This is a genomic window from Kocuria sp. (assembly GCF_030536815.1).
In the GTDB taxonomy this organism is placed as follows: domain Bacteria; phylum Actinomycetota; class Actinomycetes; order Actinomycetales; family Micrococcaceae; genus Kocuria; species Kocuria gwangalliensis.
On the sequence record NZ_JAUNPE010000018.1, the window covers coordinates 11,235 to 28,160 of the forward strand.

The 16,926-nt window shown below is 64.3% G+C and carries 14 protein-coding genes, 1 tRNA gene and 1 pseudogene; 7 read left to right on the top strand and 9 right to left on the bottom strand.

What is annotated here, in order from left to right:
• Positions 1 to 1,396: heparan-alpha-glucosaminide N-acetyltransferase domain-containing protein (locus tag Q4E95_RS03500; RefSeq protein WP_303381986.1), on the bottom strand; the 1,396-nt coding region annotated here is incomplete at its 3' end.
• On the bottom strand, positions 1,393 to 5,352 hold the full coding sequence (locus Q4E95_RS03505) for a Pls/PosA family non-ribosomal peptide synthetase (RefSeq protein ID WP_303381987.1): 3,960 nt from the start codon (positions 5,350 to 5,352) through the stop codon (positions 1,393 to 1,395). The genes Q4E95_RS03500 and Q4E95_RS03505, both read right to left, overlap by 4 nt.
• A 456-nt stretch (positions 5,353 to 5,808) precedes the next feature.
• On the opposite strand from Q4E95_RS03505, the gene Q4E95_RS03510 reads away from it, so the two are divergent.
• The gene (locus tag Q4E95_RS03510; protein ID WP_303381988.1) at positions 5,809 to 5,982 is read left to right on the top strand and encodes a hypothetical protein; all 174 of its coding nucleotides are present in this window, start codon (positions 5,809 to 5,811) and stop codon (positions 5,980 to 5,982) included.
• Between the two features lie 56 nt (positions 5,983 to 6,038).
• On the opposite strand, the gene Q4E95_RS03515 is transcribed toward Q4E95_RS03510, so the two are convergent.
• Entirely contained in the window at positions 6,039 to 6,188 is a 150-nt protein-coding gene (locus tag Q4E95_RS03515) for a hypothetical protein (protein WP_303381989.1), read from the bottom strand.
• A 262-nt stretch (positions 6,189 to 6,450) separates the two neighbouring features.
• On the opposite strand from Q4E95_RS03515, the pseudogene Q4E95_RS13875 reads away from it, so the two are divergent.
• A pseudogene (locus Q4E95_RS13875) lies at positions 6,451 to 7,158 on the top strand (ISL3 family transposase); the annotation flags it as partial.
• 7 nt (positions 7,159 to 7,165) lie between these two features.
• A complete protein-coding gene (locus Q4E95_RS13880) occupies positions 7,166 to 7,597 on the top strand; it encodes a transposase (RefSeq protein WP_368660306.1) in 432 nt (143 codons plus the stop codon).
• Between the two features lie 117 nt (positions 7,598 to 7,714).
• Here Q4E95_RS13880 and Q4E95_RS03525 read toward each other — a convergent pair whose 3' ends face one another.
• Both Q4E95_RS03525 and Q4E95_RS03530 read right to left on the bottom strand, forming a co-directional pair.
• Positions 7,715 to 8,803: a sorbosone dehydrogenase family protein gene (locus Q4E95_RS03525; protein ID WP_303381990.1), complete on the bottom strand. Its 1,089-nt coding sequence runs from the start codon at positions 8,801 to 8,803 to the stop codon at positions 7,715 to 7,717.
• Positions 8,804 to 9,006: 203 nt separating this feature from the next.
• Positions 9,007 to 9,079 (bottom strand) — tRNA-Ala (locus tag Q4E95_RS03530).
• 84 nt (positions 9,080 to 9,163) lie between these two features.
• Here Q4E95_RS03530 and Q4E95_RS03535 point away from each other — a divergent pair.
• Complete coding sequence (locus Q4E95_RS03535; RefSeq protein WP_303381991.1) at positions 9,164 to 9,946, top strand: LysR substrate-binding domain-containing protein; 783 nt, start codon at positions 9,164 to 9,166, stop codon at positions 9,944 to 9,946.
• Between the two features lie 12 nt (positions 9,947 to 9,958).
• Here the strand turns inward: Q4E95_RS03535 and Q4E95_RS03540 are convergent, their stop codons facing one another.
• Positions 9,959 to 11,050: a mechanosensitive ion channel family protein gene (locus tag Q4E95_RS03540; protein ID WP_303381992.1), complete on the bottom strand. Its 1,092-nt coding sequence runs from the start codon at positions 11,048 to 11,050 to the stop codon at positions 9,959 to 9,961.
• A gap of 46 nt (positions 11,051 to 11,096) precedes the next feature.
• Complete coding sequence (gene corA / locus Q4E95_RS03545) at positions 11,097 to 12,131, bottom strand: magnesium/cobalt transporter CorA (protein WP_303381998.1); 1,035 nt, start codon at positions 12,129 to 12,131, stop codon at positions 11,097 to 11,099.
• Between the two features lie 100 nt (positions 12,132 to 12,231).
• On the opposite strand from corA, the gene Q4E95_RS03550 reads away from it, so the two are divergent.
• From Q4E95_RS03550 to Q4E95_RS03560, 3 genes are read left to right on the top strand one after another with little or no spacing between them, the layout of a single operon-like run.
• Complete coding sequence (locus Q4E95_RS03550) at positions 12,232 to 12,732, top strand: NUDIX hydrolase (RefSeq protein WP_303381993.1); 501 nt, start codon at positions 12,232 to 12,234, stop codon at positions 12,730 to 12,732.
• A gap of 2 nt (positions 12,733 to 12,734) precedes the next feature.
• Positions 12,735 to 13,817, top strand: a complete 1,083-nt coding sequence (locus tag Q4E95_RS03555) for a glycine betaine ABC transporter substrate-binding protein (protein ID WP_303381994.1) — start codon at positions 12,735 to 12,737, stop codon at positions 13,815 to 13,817.
• 42 nt (positions 13,818 to 13,859) lie between these two features.
• Entirely contained in the window at positions 13,860 to 15,077 is a 1,218-nt protein-coding gene (locus tag Q4E95_RS03560; RefSeq protein WP_303381995.1) for a pyridoxal phosphate-dependent aminotransferase, read from the top strand.
• 30 nt (positions 15,078 to 15,107) lie between these two features.
• Here the strand turns inward: Q4E95_RS03560 and Q4E95_RS03565 are convergent, their stop codons facing one another.
• Both Q4E95_RS03565 and xseA read right to left on the bottom strand, forming a co-directional pair.
• Positions 15,108 to 15,377 carry an exodeoxyribonuclease VII small subunit gene (locus Q4E95_RS03565; protein WP_303381996.1) on the bottom strand — a complete coding sequence of 90 codons (270 nt, stop codon included), beginning with the start codon at positions 15,375 to 15,377 and terminating at the stop codon, positions 15,108 to 15,110.
• A 36-nt stretch (positions 15,378 to 15,413) separates the two neighbouring features.
• Positions 15,414 to 16,715 carry an exodeoxyribonuclease VII large subunit gene (xseA, locus tag Q4E95_RS03570; RefSeq protein WP_303381997.1) on the bottom strand — a complete coding sequence of 434 codons (1,302 nt, stop codon included), beginning with the start codon at positions 16,713 to 16,715 and terminating at the stop codon, positions 15,414 to 15,416.
• Between the last annotated feature and the right edge of the window lie 211 nt (positions 16,716 to 16,926).

The window sequence follows — 16,926 nt, forward strand, 5'->3', positions numbered from 1 at the left end:
TTACTCGATCGGTGGGTACCACCTTGCGACCCGCAGCGTGAGACGCCTTGGTGACCAGCCGTTCCAGGGGGCCGGAACCCATCGCGTGCTGCCACGCGGTGGCCACCAGCGCGGCCACCGCGATCTGGATGATCAGCCAGAACATCGGGGTTTCGCTGATAGGCACGAAGGCCAGGAACACCAGATGCGCACTGTAGATGGTCAGGGTCATGGATCCCATGGCGCCCAGGGGAGCCAAGAACCGGCCGATCCACCGGCAGATCAACAGGAAGGATCCCAGGGCCACCATGGCCAGTCCCGCGCTCAGGGCAATCGCGAAGGGTGTGTTGGTGTGCGGACCGGAGATCAGCAGCCAGCTCATGGTGGTGGTCGGAAGTTGAGGGTCAGGACCGTAATTCTGGATGGTCATGACTTCCTTGGTGGTCAGCCACGGGGTGGCAGTGACCAGTGCGTCGCGCACGCCGAAGCGCAGCAGCATCATCATGGACAGGCCCTTGGCCACGGCCGCGATCACCGCGCCGAAGATCACCAGCAGAATCTGGATCCGATCACGGGTCAGGGGCAACCGCCCCAGCGCCATACCCAGGCAGATGAACGCCATCCACGGCAACGCGGGGTAGGTCCCCGTCAGGAGCAGCTCAGAAAAGACCGCACCGGGCTCCGAGAACAAGTTCACGAGATTGGCGTTGTCGTGCACGTGCGCGGGCAGGACCCCCAGCGAGGCCTGCATGAGCATCGGGGCGAAGATCATGAAGAGCACGGCGCTCGTCAGCAGCCACCGCACGGGCATCACGGTGAAGGGAATGGCCAGCAGGAACATCAGACCGTAATAAATCAGGATGTTGAACGCGGGGAAGTCCAAGGTGTTGAGGAGTAACCCGAGGGCGAACAACAACAGTGCGCGCACGGCGATGCCCACCCGAGCGCGGCGGGCTTCCAGGCCCTTACGCGGATTCCTGCCACCCGTGAGGAAGGCCAGACTGACCCCCGCCAGGACGGCGAACAACGCCGCGGAATGACCGCCGAACAACACCCACGTCAATGAGGGCTGGTCGGTGGTGCCCACCGAGGCGGGCAGGGTGTGGACCGCGATCATGCCGAGCAGCGCAAAGCCGCGAGCGACGTCGACCCCCATGATGCGACGCTTGGTGCGCCGCCCGTCCGCGCTGGCCACGTTGCGTGTCGCAGCGCCTTGCCGAGGCGACGGCGCGGTGGCACGCGGCGGGGCAGTGATCACCGGAGCATTTTCGCTCCAGTGCTGGGCCTCGGTCGTGGACGTGCGGCCGCTGTCGGAGCCGCCGGTCCACACCTCGCGCTGAGGGCGCTGTCCGGGGCGGGGCCGCTCGCCGAGAGCGAGGTACCCTTCGGGTATTTCATCCACTGCTTGTCCGTTCATCGGGTGGCCTCCTCGGGTGCTGCCGCCGAGACGGCCTGCGATGTCGTGGTGGGTGCGGTGGACAGGATCGGAAGATCATGTCCCGCAACCGGCGGTCCGGGAATGACCTGGGCGCTGACCGCCTGGTCCCCGGCCTCAAGGTGTCGGATGGGGTTGCCGCCCCAGTTGCCGTTGGCGGGTACGGTTTCCTGGCGCATGACCAGGGAGCCGGGGCCCACGGTTGAGCGTTCTTCGATCGTGGCTCCGGGCAGCACAAAGCTGTTGGGACCCAACGTGGAGCCGCGGCGCATCGTGACCGGTTCCAACCGCATGATGCGGTCGTGGAACAGGTGGGTCTGCAGAACCGTACCGCGGTTCACGGACACACCTTCTTCAAGGGTGACCAGGTCGAACTCCGGCAGCCACCAGGTCTCGCACCACACGCCCCGTTGCACGCGGGCACCCATGAGGCGGACCCAGGCGTTGAACAACGGGGATCCCACACTGAGTCGGACCAATGAGGGCACGGCCAGGGACTCGGCAAAGACATCCGCCAACTCGTTACGCCACACGAACGAGCTGAACAGCGGGCGCTCGCCGGTGCGGAAGCGACCCATCAGGGCCCACTTCACGATCACGGGAACCAGGCACGCCAACGTACTGGCGCCCAGGAGCACCACACCGGACCACAGTGCCGTGTAGAGCAGACCCTGAAGGCCCATTCCGTGGGCCATGTAGATGTTGGTCAGCGCGTACACGATCATCAGATCGATCCACGCGGAGACCATGGCCGGGACCATGCGGAACGCTTCCACGAACGCGCGGGCCGCCTGAAGTCGGCGGGGCGGGCGGAAGGTTGCCGCTTCATCCGCGTCCGTGTGGGCCCGGGCAATGGGCTGAGCGCGGCGACCGAGCCACGACGAACCGACCGGGGCCTTGTGGGGCGCGGAGCTGAGCACGGCCACGAGGGCGTCCTCGGGAAGGTCACGGTCCGGACCCACGATCGCGGAGTTACCCACGAACGTGCGTTCCCCAATCACGGAGGTACCCAGGTGCACCCAGCCGAACCCTGCCCGGTGCGAGGCAATGAGCGAGTGGTCGGCCAGGAAGGAACCGTCCTTGAGGGACGTGAGGTGCGGAATGGTCTCTGCCGTGGAAATCTCGACCGAGCGTCCCACACGTGCGCCCAGCAGGCGGAGGAACAACGGAGTGACGCAGGACGCGTAAATCGGGTAGGTCGAGACCAACGTGCGCTGCATGAGGGTTTCGGTGAACCAGGTGGCCCAACCCACGGGACCGTTCTGCGGGAAGTAACCGGGGGTGATCATGCCCGCGGCCAGGCGCACACAACCCACCACGAGCAACAGCCACACCGCAGCGGTCACGATGACGAAGACCGGCACCCACAGCGCGAGGACCGGGAACACGAGTTCGTAGAGCTCGATTCCGATCACCTGCGGCAGGATCAGGAGTGCGCCCGGGATGATCGCCAAGAACGGCAACAGGCCGATAATGGCCGCGCCCCCGGAATAGGCCAGGTGGGACTTGGCTCTGCCCCAGGTGGGAAGCCCGGGCACAGCGTCCGGAGTGACCTCGGGCCAGGCCTGCGCGGCGGCGCCACGATGGTACATGGGGGAGCCGCCCCACAGCTCGTCGTTCGGAACCGTTCCGGTCACGTGCGAGCCCGGCAGGACCTCTGCCCCCTCGCCCACGCGGGATCCGGGGTCCACGAGCGTACGGGTACCCACCCGCGAATTCGCGCCGATCTCAATGGCGCCGACATGCAAGGTGTCCCCGTCGAGCCAGTAGCCAGCGAGGTCCGCCTCGAATTCCACGGTGGCGTGCTCTCCGATGGAGACAAGACCGGTCACGGTCGGCATGTGGTGCAGGTGTGCACCGCTGCCCACCTTGTTACCGAAGAGACGGTGGAGGGTTCGGGCCATGGGTGTGCCCAGCAGAACCTCGTACTTGTTGAACACCACGAGACGTTCGGCGGCCCAGACCCGCAAGTGAGTCCACTGACCACGTGGATAATGACCAGGTTTGAGCCCGGCGGTCAGCAGTCTCACGCAGGCGGAGCCCAACAGCACACGACCGGGCAGGGAGAACATCACGAGCCAGCCAATGATCAGCGGCAGCAGCGGGGGAGTGGGTACCCAGCCGGCACCGACAATCACCGCGAGGATCCACACGACGATGAGCGAACCCACCACGTAGCGCAAACCATTGACGATGTTCAGACCCACGAGGAAAGCTCCCTGAACCCAGCCGGTCCAGGAGGGCAGCGGTGCGGGTTCACGCTTGGAATCCTGGGATGCCTCCAGGGTCTGCAAGTAATCCGCCATACCCCGCAGAGTGGGGTCGGCATAAATACGGGCAATTTCGGTGTCCGGGTGGCTCTGTCGCAGAGCCGAAACCAGGCGGGCCACACCCACCGAACTACCACCCATGGCAAAGAAATCGCTGTCCTCGGCGAAGGGGAGCGGACCGAGCTGATCGGCCCACAGCTCCGCGAGCCACGCGAGGTCGGGGTCGAGCGAGGGCTTGTCATCCTGATCGTCAGTGGGCATCGGCCATGGCAGGGCCTTGCGGTCCACCTTGCCCGACGTCTTCAGGGGAAGCTCGTCCATGAGGCACAATGCCGGAACCATTTGGCCCGGCAAACGTTCGGAGAGCCACCCCCGCACGGCCACGAGGTCCACGGCACCTTCGAACTCGGGGACCAAATAACCGGCAATGATGTTGTCGCCACCCGGGGTGGGGTGGACCGCGCAGGCGCCGGCTCGGACGCCGGGGACGGCGCTCATGTAGTCGTCGATCTCGCCCAGTTCCATGCGGCGGCCGGAGATCTTCACCTGATCATCGACTCGGCCCGCGAAGACGAGACCTTCCTGGTCCGCCTTGACCATGTCACCGGTGCGATAGGCGCGTTCCCAGCCCAGGGAGGGCAGCGGCGCATACTTCTCGGCATCCTTTTCGGGGTCCAGGTAGCGACCCAGGCCAACGCCTCCAATGATCAGTTCACCGGTTTCGCCCCAGGCCACAGGCTCGCCTTGAGTGTCCACCACGGCCAGTTGCCACCCGGGAACGGGCAGGCCGATCCGAATGGGGGCGTCTCCGGTCAGGATGGCGCCCGAGCCGATCACGGTGGCCTCTGTGGGGCCGTAGGTGTTCCAGACCTCGCGTCCGGGGCGGACCAGGCGCTGGGTGAGTTCAAGCGGGCATGCTTCGCCGCCGAAGATCAACAGGCGCACGGTGTCCAGGGCTTCGCTGGGCCACAACGACGCCAGGGTGGGCACGGTGGAGACCGCAGTGATGCGGTGGTTGATGATCCAGCGGCCCAGATCGGGACCGGACCGAACGACGTCGCGCGGGGCCGGTACCAGCGTGGCGCCGTAACGCCAGGCCAGCCACATTTCCTCGCACGAGGCGTCGAAGGCAACCGATAGGCCCGCCATGACGCGGTCGCCCGGGCCCATGGGGCGCCTCTGCAAGTACATTTTGGCTTCCGCGTCCACGAGGGCGGCCGCGGAGCGGTGGGTGATTGCCACACCCTTGGGTTTACCGGTGGAACCGGATGTGAAGATGATCCAGGCGTCATCCTGGGTGCGCGGCTGCTCGGTGTCACCGGTGGTGGTGACGCCTGCCCTGCGTGTCAGTTCGAGGTCCTGGCCGAAGACTGCGGCCACGTCGGCCTCCTCCCAGACCGTGCGGGCACGCTCATCGGGATCGTCCCAATCGACCGGAACGTAGGCGGCGCCCGCGAACAAGGTGGCGAGGATGGCAACGTAGAGGTCTACACCGCCGGAGGGAACTCGGATGCCCACGCGGTCGCCGCGTCCCACGCCAATGTCCCACAGCCGCTGGACGTGCGTCTCAATGCGGGCTTCCAACTCGCCGTAGGGCACTCTTTCATGCTCGTCCTCGAGAGCAATGGCATCCGGGAATTGGGCAACGGTGTCCAGAACGATGTCCACGAGTGTGCGTGGTTCCGGAGGTGCCTCTACAGGGTAAACAGCCCGGTCAGACAGTGTTTCAAATGTTTCAGTAGGTTTTTGAGACGAATCTTTAGCAACAAGATGGTCCATTAATAAACTCCCCCAAGTAAGAACCTGTAACGCTAGGGGGAGCCAAACTGCACACGGGACGAGGCGGCAGTACCTGGTGTCATGAAAATGCCCGGTCAGGTCCCCCGACCGTACGGGCAACGCGTCATGCTCTCGCGATGTGGATCTCCAGCATCCCCCTGCTGGTTCATTTGAGTATTAAACGTAACGGGGCTAATCGATGATTTGCAATCGGAATAGCTAACGATTTGGTCACGAGAAAAGTAACGAGTGTCTCTTATCTAACGTTGCTGCAGGTCAACCCGCAAATTATTTACGAGTAGGAACGGCATTCAGTGAGTGTGAGTCTTCTCATACGGAGCCTTGATGCCTCGTTCTCTCGGATTCAACCTGCTGCTGGGCGAGTTGGTCGACTACCGCACGGGTGAACGACGCCGCCGCGGCCGGGTCCGATTCTTGGTCCGCGAATGCGGTTCCGCGCGTTCGGACAGTAGGGATCTACGAAGGATCAAAATGCTCGAGCCACCCTGCCTCACCTGAAGCAGAGTGGCTCGTTGCGGGTTGTCCTCAATGCGCAGTTCTTGTCAGCTCACTTCTTACTGTACGGGCACTTCCTCCGGTGATACCGGGCGCTTGAACCAGATCTTATACAGACCGAAAAGTGCCACGATGGCCCAGACGACTTCGGTGATGAACAGTCCGGGGTTGAACGGTGAAATGGCGGTGTAGGTAAAGCGGCTCTTCACAGTTGAGGGTGTAGCAGCTGGCGGCGCGTCGGTGCCCGGGTAAGCGTCGAGGTCTTCCGATGATGGACGTTCCTACGCTGCCCATCCGAAAGACCTCGACGTGCCCAACGCTACCTTCACTGCGCCTGATCTCGACACCTTCTGCCAGCTCGACCGGCTGGGACTGACTGCCACCGGCCAGCTGATCGAACCCGATAGCTCGGTCCTTGAGTGCCTGGTCCGCGATCGCGACAACTGGTGCCACCAGTGCGGCCAGCAAGGCGTGCCCCGAGGCACGGTGGTGCGCTGGCTGGCCCACGTTCCGCTGGGCTGGAGACCGACGATGTTGCAGCTCAGAGTGCGCCGCTACCGTTGCCCTCGCTGCCAGCGCGTGTGGCGCCAGGACACCTCGAAAGCGGCCCACCCGCGGACCAAGCTGACTCACCACGCCGCCCTGTGGGCACTGAAGGGCGTGGTCATCGACGGGCTGTCGGTCTCACGGATCGCCGCCGGTCTGGACGTGGCCTGGAATACCGCTAACGACGTGATCTTGGAGACCGGCCGCCAGTTGCTGATCAACGATCCCACCCGGTTCGAGGCGGTGAAGGTGCTCGGGGTCGACGAGCACGTGTGGTCCCACACCCGCCGCGGCAGCAAGTACGTTACCGTGATCATCGATTTGACGCCGATCCGTGAGGGCACCGGCCCTTCGAGACTGCTGGACATGGTGCCGGGGCGCTCGAAGAAGGTGTTCAAGGACTGGCTTGAGGAACAGAAAAAGGAGTTCCACGACGGCATCGAGGTGGTCGCCATGGACGGGTTCTCCGGATTCAAGACCGCAGCTGCCGAAGAGATTCCCCAGGCGACCGCGGTGATGGACCCGTTCCACGTCGTCGCTTTGGCCGGGGAGAAGATCGATCAGCGCCGCCAGCGGGTCCAACAAGCCACCCTGCGATCACCGGGGTCGCTCCGGGGACCCTCTCTACGGGATCCGACGCGTGTTGCACACCGGCGCCGGCCTACTCACCGACCGCCAGATCGAGCGTTTGAACACCGTGTTCACCGCCGACGAGCACGTGGAAGTCGAGGCGACCTGGGGCATCTACCAACGGATCATCGCCGCCTACCGCAACCCCGACCGGGAGGCCGGCAAAAAGCAGCTGAGGGCCGTGATCACCGCCCTGGCCGACGGCGTCCCCAAAGAGCTCACAGAGCTGATCACGCTGGGCCGGACCCTAAAACGACGCACCGAGGACGTGCTGGCCTACTTCCACCGACCCGGCACTTCCAACGGGCCCACGGAGGCCATCAACGGCCGCCTCGAACACCTACGCGGCACCGCCCTGGGCTTCCGCAACCTCACCCACTACCTCACCCGCGCCCTCCTCGACACCGGAGGATTCAGAACCGAACTACACCGTCATCTGTGAAGAGCCCCTTGAGTACGCGTGCAGATCCTTGGGAACTGCACGCCTTGGGTGTGGGATTGACCGGCCCGAATCCGGCGAAAGCTACCCTGGGCGAGCACCTGGGTCGCGCAAAATATGTCAGCGTCCGAACCGCAAAATCCTGTCATCGTCCGGCGATGGGTTGCCTCGACCGTCCGTGTTGTTGGTCATGACCCACAGGGAGCCGTCCGGAGCCACGGTGACGTCGCGCAGCCGCCCGTACTCGTCGGTGAAATGCTCCACCGACTGAGAGGTATCAGCTAGTGGTATTTCGCGCATTCGTGCGCCGCGCAAATTGGCCATGAACAGCGTGTCGTCTCTAATGGCGATGCCACTGGGGCTCGCTTCGGAGGGCTCCCATTGCTGGACGGGGTTGATGAACTCATCGTTGTCGCCCATGCCTTCAACCTCGGGCCACCCATAATTGCCGCCGGGTTCAATCACGTTCAGCTCGTCCCACGTGTTCTGTCCGAACTCACTCGCGTAGAGCGTGCCGTCCTGCGCCCACGCCAGGCCCTGGGGATTGCGGTGCCCGTAGCTGTAAACCAGGGACCCGGGGAACGGATTGCCCTCCGGAACGCCTCCCTCCGGTGTCATTCGGAGAATCTTGCCGGACGGTGAATCCCTGTCCTGCGCGGCCTCGCGATTACCGGCGTCACCCACGGTCGCATACAGCAACCCGTCCGGTCCGAAAGCAATTCGACCGCCGTTGTGCGTATTACCCGCGGGGATGCCGTCCAGCAAGACTTCGGGATTCCCCACCGAGAGATTCCCCGGCGTGCCGGTCATGGGGAAGCGCTCGATGCGGTTTTCGTCCTCCGCGGTGAAGTACGCGTACAGGTGGCTCTCGTGCACGGCCAGGCCCAGCAGGCCGCCTTCACCGCGGGGTGCCACGCCGTCGACGGTGGCGATCACGCGGGCCTGACCTGCGTCGTCGAGCTCAAGAATTCTGGCCGAATCGCGCTCGCTGACCAGGGCGGCGCCGTCATAGAAAGCGATCGACCACGGGGCGTCGAGATCCCGGGCCAGTATTTGCGGCTCTCCCAACGACGACGCCGCCGCCGCGCGCGTTTCGTCGGTGGCGGGCTGATCGGGCTCTTTACTGTCGCTACCGGTGCCGCAGGAGGCCAGAATCAGCAGGCCGGCCATGACGGTGGCGGCGGTGGTGGGGCGTGATGTGGGGACCATGCTGCGGTCCTTTCGGGGCAGAGGCGTGTTCCGAGTTTAGCTGGACATCAACACCGGGAACGCTCGAAGATCGGCCGAGATGAGCTCCCCGATCGGCTGCCCCCACACACGGCAAAAGGGCCCCGGAACCATAAAGTTCCAAGACCCTTCTGTCATCCAGCTACCGACTCATCTGTCAACGATGACCCGACTCAGGACAAAAGTGGAGCTTAGGGGAATCGAACCCCTGACCTTTTCATTGCGAACGAAACGCTCTACCAACTGAGCTAAAGCCCCTTACACCAGAGATCACTGTAGTCCTCCCACCTGGTTTTCGCACGTTGAGCCGGCCCGGGCGCTGACGCCAATTAGGGTTGACCCATGATCGAACCGGAGTTCCCCGAAACAGTGCAGTCACCCGAACACCAGCAAGTAAGGGACCAGTTCGTAGTCGGCTACGTGCCCGGTGTGATGCCGGGGAAGTGGTTCCGGAGGTGGGAGGATCGCCGCCATAAGCCGTCGCTGAGCCAGCACCCTGTCCGGGCCGATGGCTGGCGCAAGGCGCTGACAAACGGCGAGATCAAGGCGTGCTTCGTTCGCCTCAACTGGGAGGACCAGGACCCCGACGTGGAAGAACTCCGCGAGGAGTTCCGCGCGGTGGCTCTCTACGAAGAACTCCAGGTCGCCGTACTCGATCAGGATCACATCCTCACCGTCGCGGAAACGCTGACCACGGGCGAGCTGACGGCCGAAAGTGAGCCCCAAGCCAGACCTCGCACGGACGAAGCAGAGATGGCCGTGGAGCTCGCCGCCGCCGGCGTGGGCCCGGTCGTCCTGCCCATGTCGGTCGCCCGCCTGCACCACCGCAAGGACGTGACCTACCGCGAGCTCACGGATGCGCCCACCGTCCCCGTGGTACTCGTGTGGCCCCGGGACCTCAGCGAAGAGGATGAGGCCGCGGTCCAGCAGTTCGTCGGTATTGTGCGTGGGCGCAGCGCCAACAGTGGTCGGGACACCCCGCCCAGCACAGAAGAAGAGAGCAAGAAAAAGAAGCAACCCCCCAAACAACACACCAAGGCCCCGCAGCGCCGAGGTGGCAAGGGACCCAAGGGAGCAAAAGCGGCGTCGGCGAGCAAAAATGCCCGCCGACGCCGCCCGCGCTAGGTCCCCGGAAAACTAGCCGTCCCCGCGGCGCTCCGAGGAATCGGTGGTGGTGCCATCCTTGCTGGGGGTGCGACCGTCGGTCGTGGAGGTGTCAGGGGCGGGCTCGGGCAGGCGCACCGCGGTGCGCAACTGACCCGTCAGGGGAACGCGAGGCTGCGGGAAGGACGTGGTGCGGGTGTCGTCGGTGGCCGCGGAGGAACCGGTCGGGGCGCCGTCGTTACGTACCACCATTTGATTGACCAGCGGCAGGCGCAGGCCTTCGCGGTCCAGCATTTTCTTGATGCGCACGCGCAACACGCGGGCCACGTCCCATTGCTGCAGTGGCGCGGTCTTCACGGCCAAACGCACGGTGATGGACTCGCCGGTGATGTTCTCCACGCCCCAGACCTCGGGATCGTCAATGATGTTGGGGCCCATGTCCGGGTCATCGCGCAGCAGTTGCGCCTCGTGCTCGATGAGGTCCGTGAGCAGGTCGATATTGGTGTCGTAGGGGACCGGGATGTCCAGTACGCAGCGAGCCCACCCCTGTGATTGATTGCCCACACGAAGAATTTCACCGTTGCGCACGTGCCACAGGGTGCCCTTGACGTCGCGCACCTGGGTCACGCGCAGGCCCACGCTCTCCACATTGCCGATGGCCTCGCCCAGATCCACGGAATCGCCAATGCCGAGTTGGTCCTCGGCGACCATGAAAATTCCGGAGAGGTAGTCCTTGACCAAGGATTGCGCGCCGAAGGACAAGGCCACACCGGCGATACCGGCCGAGGCCAGCACCGGAGCAATGTTGAACCCCAACTCCGAAATAATCATCAGGATGGCCACGGCCCAGATGACGATCGTGGCCACCGAGGACAGTACGGACCCCACGGTGGAGGCCCGTTGAGCCTGGCGGTCCGAGGCCAACCCGGCATCGACCACCCAGCGGGGCTTGCCGTTGTCGGTCTTGCGCACGATGCGCGAGCGCGAACCGCGGGCAATACCCCGGGTGACGTTGCGAATCACCAACCGCAACACGGCGGTCAGGGCCAGCGCGCCCAAAAAAATCAGGAGTACGCGCAACGGCGCATCCAACCAAAATCGCCAATCAAACAGGTTCTCTTCCATCGAGCACAACATTAACCGCCGAGGATGAACGTGACCTAAGTGCGGATCAAAGCCACTTCTTGGCCTTGAAGATCACGTACAGCACCACACCGACACCCACCATCAAACCCAGGGCCATGGGGTAGCCGTACTGCCATTCCAGCTCGGGCATGTGCGCGAAGTTCATACCGTAGACGGAACCCACAATCGATGGGGCAAACAGGATGGCCGCCCAGGACGAGATGCGCTTCATTTGCTCGTTTTGTTCCATGGCGGCCTCGTTCTGCCGGGCGGTGGTCAGGGTGGAGTCCAGGGTCATGGCGTCAGCGAGCGAGGACCGCATGGACTCGAGTTTGTTGTTCACCACAATCACGTGGTCCAGCACGTCGCGCAGTCGATGTTGCAGTTCCATGTTCGTGCCGTACTTCCGGAAGCCCGCGAAGTACTGGTTCATGACCGTGGTCAGCGGTGACACCCCGCGGTGGAAATCATTGACCTCACGCGCGAGCTCGTAAATGCGCTGCGACACGTGATGCTCACCGGCGAACAAGGCGTCCTCGATCTCGTCAATGTCGTTCTCGAGGCCGTCCAGCACCGGAAAATAGTCGTCCACGATCTGGTCGAACAGGGCATACAGCACACCGTCCCCGCCCAGCTTGATCAGCTCGTCCTCACCTTCCACGCGCTCGCGCACCCGCGTGACTCCGCTGGATTCCGAGTGCCGGATGGTGATCACAAAATTGGGGCCGGTGAAGATGTGGATCTCGCCGATGTCCACGGTCTCATCGTGGTCGTTGTAGACCGCCGGGCGCAGCACCGTGAACAAAGTGTGTCCGTAGCGCTCGATCTTGGGCCGCTGATGCGCCTGGATGGTGTCCTCCACCGCCAACTCGTGCAGCTCGAAGTGCTCGGCCAGCGACTTCACTTCCGCAACGCTCGGTCGGTACAGCCCGATCCACGCAAGCACCGATTCCTTTTGGCCGTCCTCAGTGCTCGCGCATTCCTCGTCCAGCTGACGAAGGAGCCGGTAGGTTTCCTGCAAACTCGACGGGGTCTTGATCCGCTGCCCGTTGCGGTAAATGGCGTTGTCCACGATGCTCACCGGCCCATTATTGCCGCTCACCTTCTCTTTACGGCAACGGAGGGCGCCCGTGGGCCAGCGGGTACGACGCCGCTCGGTCCCGGTCAGTAGACTCGTCACCATGAGTTTGGCTTTCGATTCCAGGGTGGGCGCCTACGCGCTCATTGTCCGTGACCAGCAGGTGCTGTTGACCCATTGGAATCCGCACCGCCCCGATTTCGACGGCGCCTGGACTCTTCCCGGCGGCGGCATGGAATCCGGGGAACAGCCGGAAACCACCATGTTGCGCGAGGTTTTCGAGGAAACCGGGTACACCGTGGAGACGGACTCGATGCTTGGCGTGCACAGCCGTTGGATGACGCCCGATCAACGATTGGACGGTAACCCCCGCGAATATCATGCGTGCCGAGTGCTTTACACGGCCCACGTGGTGGATGGTGAGCTGAGCGTGGAAGAAGACGGATCCTCGGACGACACCCGGTGGTTCTCCCTGGTGGAACTGGACGAACTCGAGCGCCTGGACCTGGTGGATCAGGCCCTACGCATGGCCGGCCTGGGCACGTGGGTCGAACAACCCGAAGAACAGCCGAGCCCCGTGGTCGAGCAGGACATCGAACAGTGACCATGGCCCCGCACGCCGGGAACGCAGGGACACGATTCAGGGGCGGCCGCCGTATCGCGTTGACCGGGGCGGCACTCACGTGTGTGCTCACCCTCAGCGCGTGCGCCACCGAGGCCGAGGAGCTGGCAACGGACGGAGCGGCGCAAGAGGCGACCGCGGCGGCGTCGTCGGCGGGTACCCGGGATGGCAACCCGGTAGCCATCGCCACGGGTGTGAACGAGCAAACCCGGGTGGCTGCGCACATGTACGCGCAGAGTCTGCAGGACCAGGGGATCGCCGCCACTGTCGTGGAAGCGGGGACGGAACGGGGCGGACTGATCGACGCCCTGGAATCCGGCGAGGTGGATGTGGTGCCCGATTTCACCGGTGACCTGTACGTGCACGTGGCCGAGAACGAGACCCGCGCAACGCCGTCGGCCACGCCCACGCCGGTCCCGTCCGCGTCCAAGGATCCCGGCCTGGTGGGATCGCTCGGGCAGCTGCTGGGCTTCTCCAGCGAAGCGGGACCTTCCGGGGACGACGTGTACGGCGCCCTGCCGGACGCCATGCCCGAGGGGCTGAAGATTCTCAATGAATCCCCGGGGGAGAACACGGACCGGTTCGTGGTGACTGCGGCCACCGCCGTGGAACTCGAACTCAACGACCTCACCACCGTGGCGGAACACTGCCCGGACATGAACGTGGGAATGCCCGGTAACTACGCGGACACGGCGCAGGGCATCAAGGGGCTCAAGAGTTACTACGACTGCGTCCCCAAATCCTCCCCGGAGTTCCCGGATTACGCCGAGCGGGTGGATGCGCTGCTCAATGACGATGTGCAAGCGGCGGTGCTGCCCGCTTCGGCGCCGGTGATCGAAGACGATGACCTCACGGTGCTTGCGGACCCGAACAACCTCTACCGGCCTGAGAAACTCGTGCCGGTGACCACCGGAGACCTCACGGCTGATGCGATTTCCGCAATCAACGGCGTTACTGACGGGATTCGCACCCAGGACCTGACCATGATGACCCGGCTGGTCACCGGTCAGGATCCGGCCATGTCACCGGAGGAAGCAGCCACGTTTCTGCGGGAACAGCCCCGGTGAATCTCCGGTGCAGCGTGATGACGGACGAGTAGTGTTGCCCTCATGGCAATGGTGAGGCAATCCGACAAACTGAAGAACGTGCTCTACGACATCCGCGGTCCCGTGCTGGAACAGGCGGAAAAAATGGAGGCGTCGGGTCATCGCATTCTGCGGTTGAACATCGGCAACCCCGCGCCCTTCGGTTTCGAGGCACCGGACGCGGTCCTGGTGGACATGATCAAGAACCTGCCCAACGCGCAGGGCTACTCGGATTCACGCGGCATTTACTCCGCGCGCACCGCCGTGGTGCAGTACTACCAGACGCGCGGGATCATGAACCTGGACACCGACGACGTCTACCTGGGCAACGGCGTGTCCGAAATGATCACCATGTCGCTGCAGGCACTGTGCAATACCGGTGACGAGATCCTGGTGCCCTCACCGGACTACCCGTTGTGGACCGCATCGGTCGCACTGTCCGGCGGCACCCCCGTGCACTACCTGTGCGACGAGGAGAACGGCTGGAACCCGGACCTCGAGGACCTGGAATCCAAGATCACGTCCCGCACCAAGGGCATTGTGGTGATCAACCCCAACAACCCCACCGGTGCCGTCTACTCGCGGGAAACCCTCACGAAGATCGTGGAGATCGCCAAGAAGCACGAGCTCATCCTCTTCGCGGACGAGATCTACGAAAAGATCACCTACGACGATGCCGAGATGATCAACCTGGCGTCACTGACCGGTGAGGACGTGCTGTGCCTGACGTATTCGGGGCTGTCCAAGGCCTACCGGGTGGCCGGTTACCGTTCCGGGTGGCTGGCGATCACCGGCCCCAATTGGAGAGCGGAGTCCTACATCGAGGGCATCAAGCTGCTGGCCAACATGCGCATGTGCGCCAACGTGCCCGCGCAACACGCCATTCAGACGGCGCTGGGCGGTCACCAGTCCATCAACGACTTGATCCTGCCCGGCGGCCGGCTCAAGGCCCAGCGCGACCTGGCGTACAAGAAGCTCAACGAGATCGACGGCATCACCTGCCAACAAGCGGCCGGCGCGCTCTACCTGTTCCCCAAGTTGGACGTGGAGAAGTTCGGCATTGTGGATGACGAGCGCTTTGCCCTGGACCTGCTCAAGGAACAAAAGATCCTGCTCAGCCATGGCACCGCGTTCAACTGGGGCGAACCGGACCACTTCCGACTTGTGACCCTGCCCGCCGTGGAGATGCTGGACACCGCTCTCGATCGCCTGGGCGAGTTCCTCTCCGGCTACCACCAGTAGGGTTCGCCCGCGTCCGGCTCACTGTCCAGCTCACTCCGACGCCGCTTGCTCCCGGGTTTCCTCACGCCGGGCGCGGGCGGCGTCGAGCCGTTGCCGGGCGCCGTCCAGCCAGTTCTCGCAGCGGGTCGCCAGGGCTTCGCCGCGCTCCCACAACTGCAACGACTCCTCGAGCGTGGTGCCGCCGGTTTCAAGTTTGGACACGATCTCCACGAGCTGTTCGCGGGCCTGCTCATAGCCGAGCTGATCAATGTCCGACAGGTCCGGCGCGGAGCTGTCGGGGGACGGGTTCTGCTTGGTCATGACGGTCCTTTCTGAAGTACTTCTTGAGCGGTGGGGTTAGTGCTCGCCGGGCCGGCGCTGGCTGACGGTGTCCACGGTGACGCCCAGTTCACCGGAGGCCAGGCGCACGGCCAGTGGCTGTTCCGTTTCCACGGTGTGCGCGTCCGTGACCACGTGTCCGTCCGTGGTCTGGACCACGGCGTATCCGCGGTCCAGGGTCTGCTGTGGTGACAGGGCGCGCACCCGGGCGCGCATCTGGGCCACGGTGTCCTGAGCGCGCAGCGTGGCGGTGTTGACCGCGGACCACGCGCGGGAGCGCCAGCGATCCAGGTCTTCTTCCCGGACCAGGATCATGCCGTCCGGTTGGGACAGCACCGGGCGCGTTCGCACTGAGGCCAGCCCCTGTTCTTCCCGGTCGATCAGCGAGCTCACGGCGCGGTCCAGCGCGGCACGGGCCTGACCGATGCGCAATCGTTCCTCCTGAACGTCCGGGACCACGCGCTTACCGGCGTCCGTGGGGGTGGACGCACGAACGTCCGCCACGTAGTCCAGCAGCGGTTGGTCGTTCTCGTGACCGATAGCGCTGACCACGGGCGTGATTGCCGCAAAGACCGTGCGGATCAGGGACTCGTCGCTGAACGCCAAGAGGTCTTCGAACGAGCCGCCACCGCGGGCGATCACGATCACGTCCACGTGCTCCAACTGATCCAGTTCCGTCAGTGCAGCACTCACGGCGGGTGCTGCACCGTTGCCCTGAACCGGGACCTCGCGGATCTCGAACTGCACACCCGGCCACCGCAAGGAGGCGTTCCGCACCACGTCCTTCTCGGCATCCGAATTGCGACCCGTGATCAGTCCCACGCACGAGGGCAGCACGGGAAGTGGTTTCTTGTGGCGCGGATCGAACAGACCCTCCTCCGCCAACGCGCGGCGCAGACGTTCGAGGCGTTCCAGCAGATCGCCCAGCCCCACGGGGCGAATGCCGCGGCCGATCATGGAGAGTCGGCCGGTCTTGGCGTAGAAGTCCGCTTTGAGGTTCACGACCACGCGCATGCCCTGTTCCAAGGGCCGCTGCAGGGCGGCCATTTCCTGGCTGAACAGTGTGACGGACACGGACATTTCCTCGTTCATGTCCCGCAGGGTCACGTACGAGACGCGGGCGCGGTGGTTGACCTCGATGACCTGGCCCTCGACCCAGGCATCCGGGGCCTTCTTGATCCAGGCATTGAGATTGGAGGACAGCCGGCTGAGCGGCCAGGGGTTCTCCGGGGAGGTGTCCCGCGCGAACTGAGCGAGTTCCCGGTGCGGGTCCGGAACGTCTACAGCATCTGAGGGCTGCGGCGAAGATGATGTGCTCATGGGTCATGCTTACCATCACCGGACGACATGCACAGGCGACTTTTCTTTAGAGTGGAGCAGTGACCCCTCAACGATCTTCATCCACAGCCCGCGCGCTGCGAACCGCGGGCGCCGTGCTGTGCGGGCTCCTCACCGGCGTTGCCTTCGCGGCGTGGTTGGGACTCACCTGGGTGCAGGACCACCTCTTGTCGCCCTCGGGATTTCAGGACAC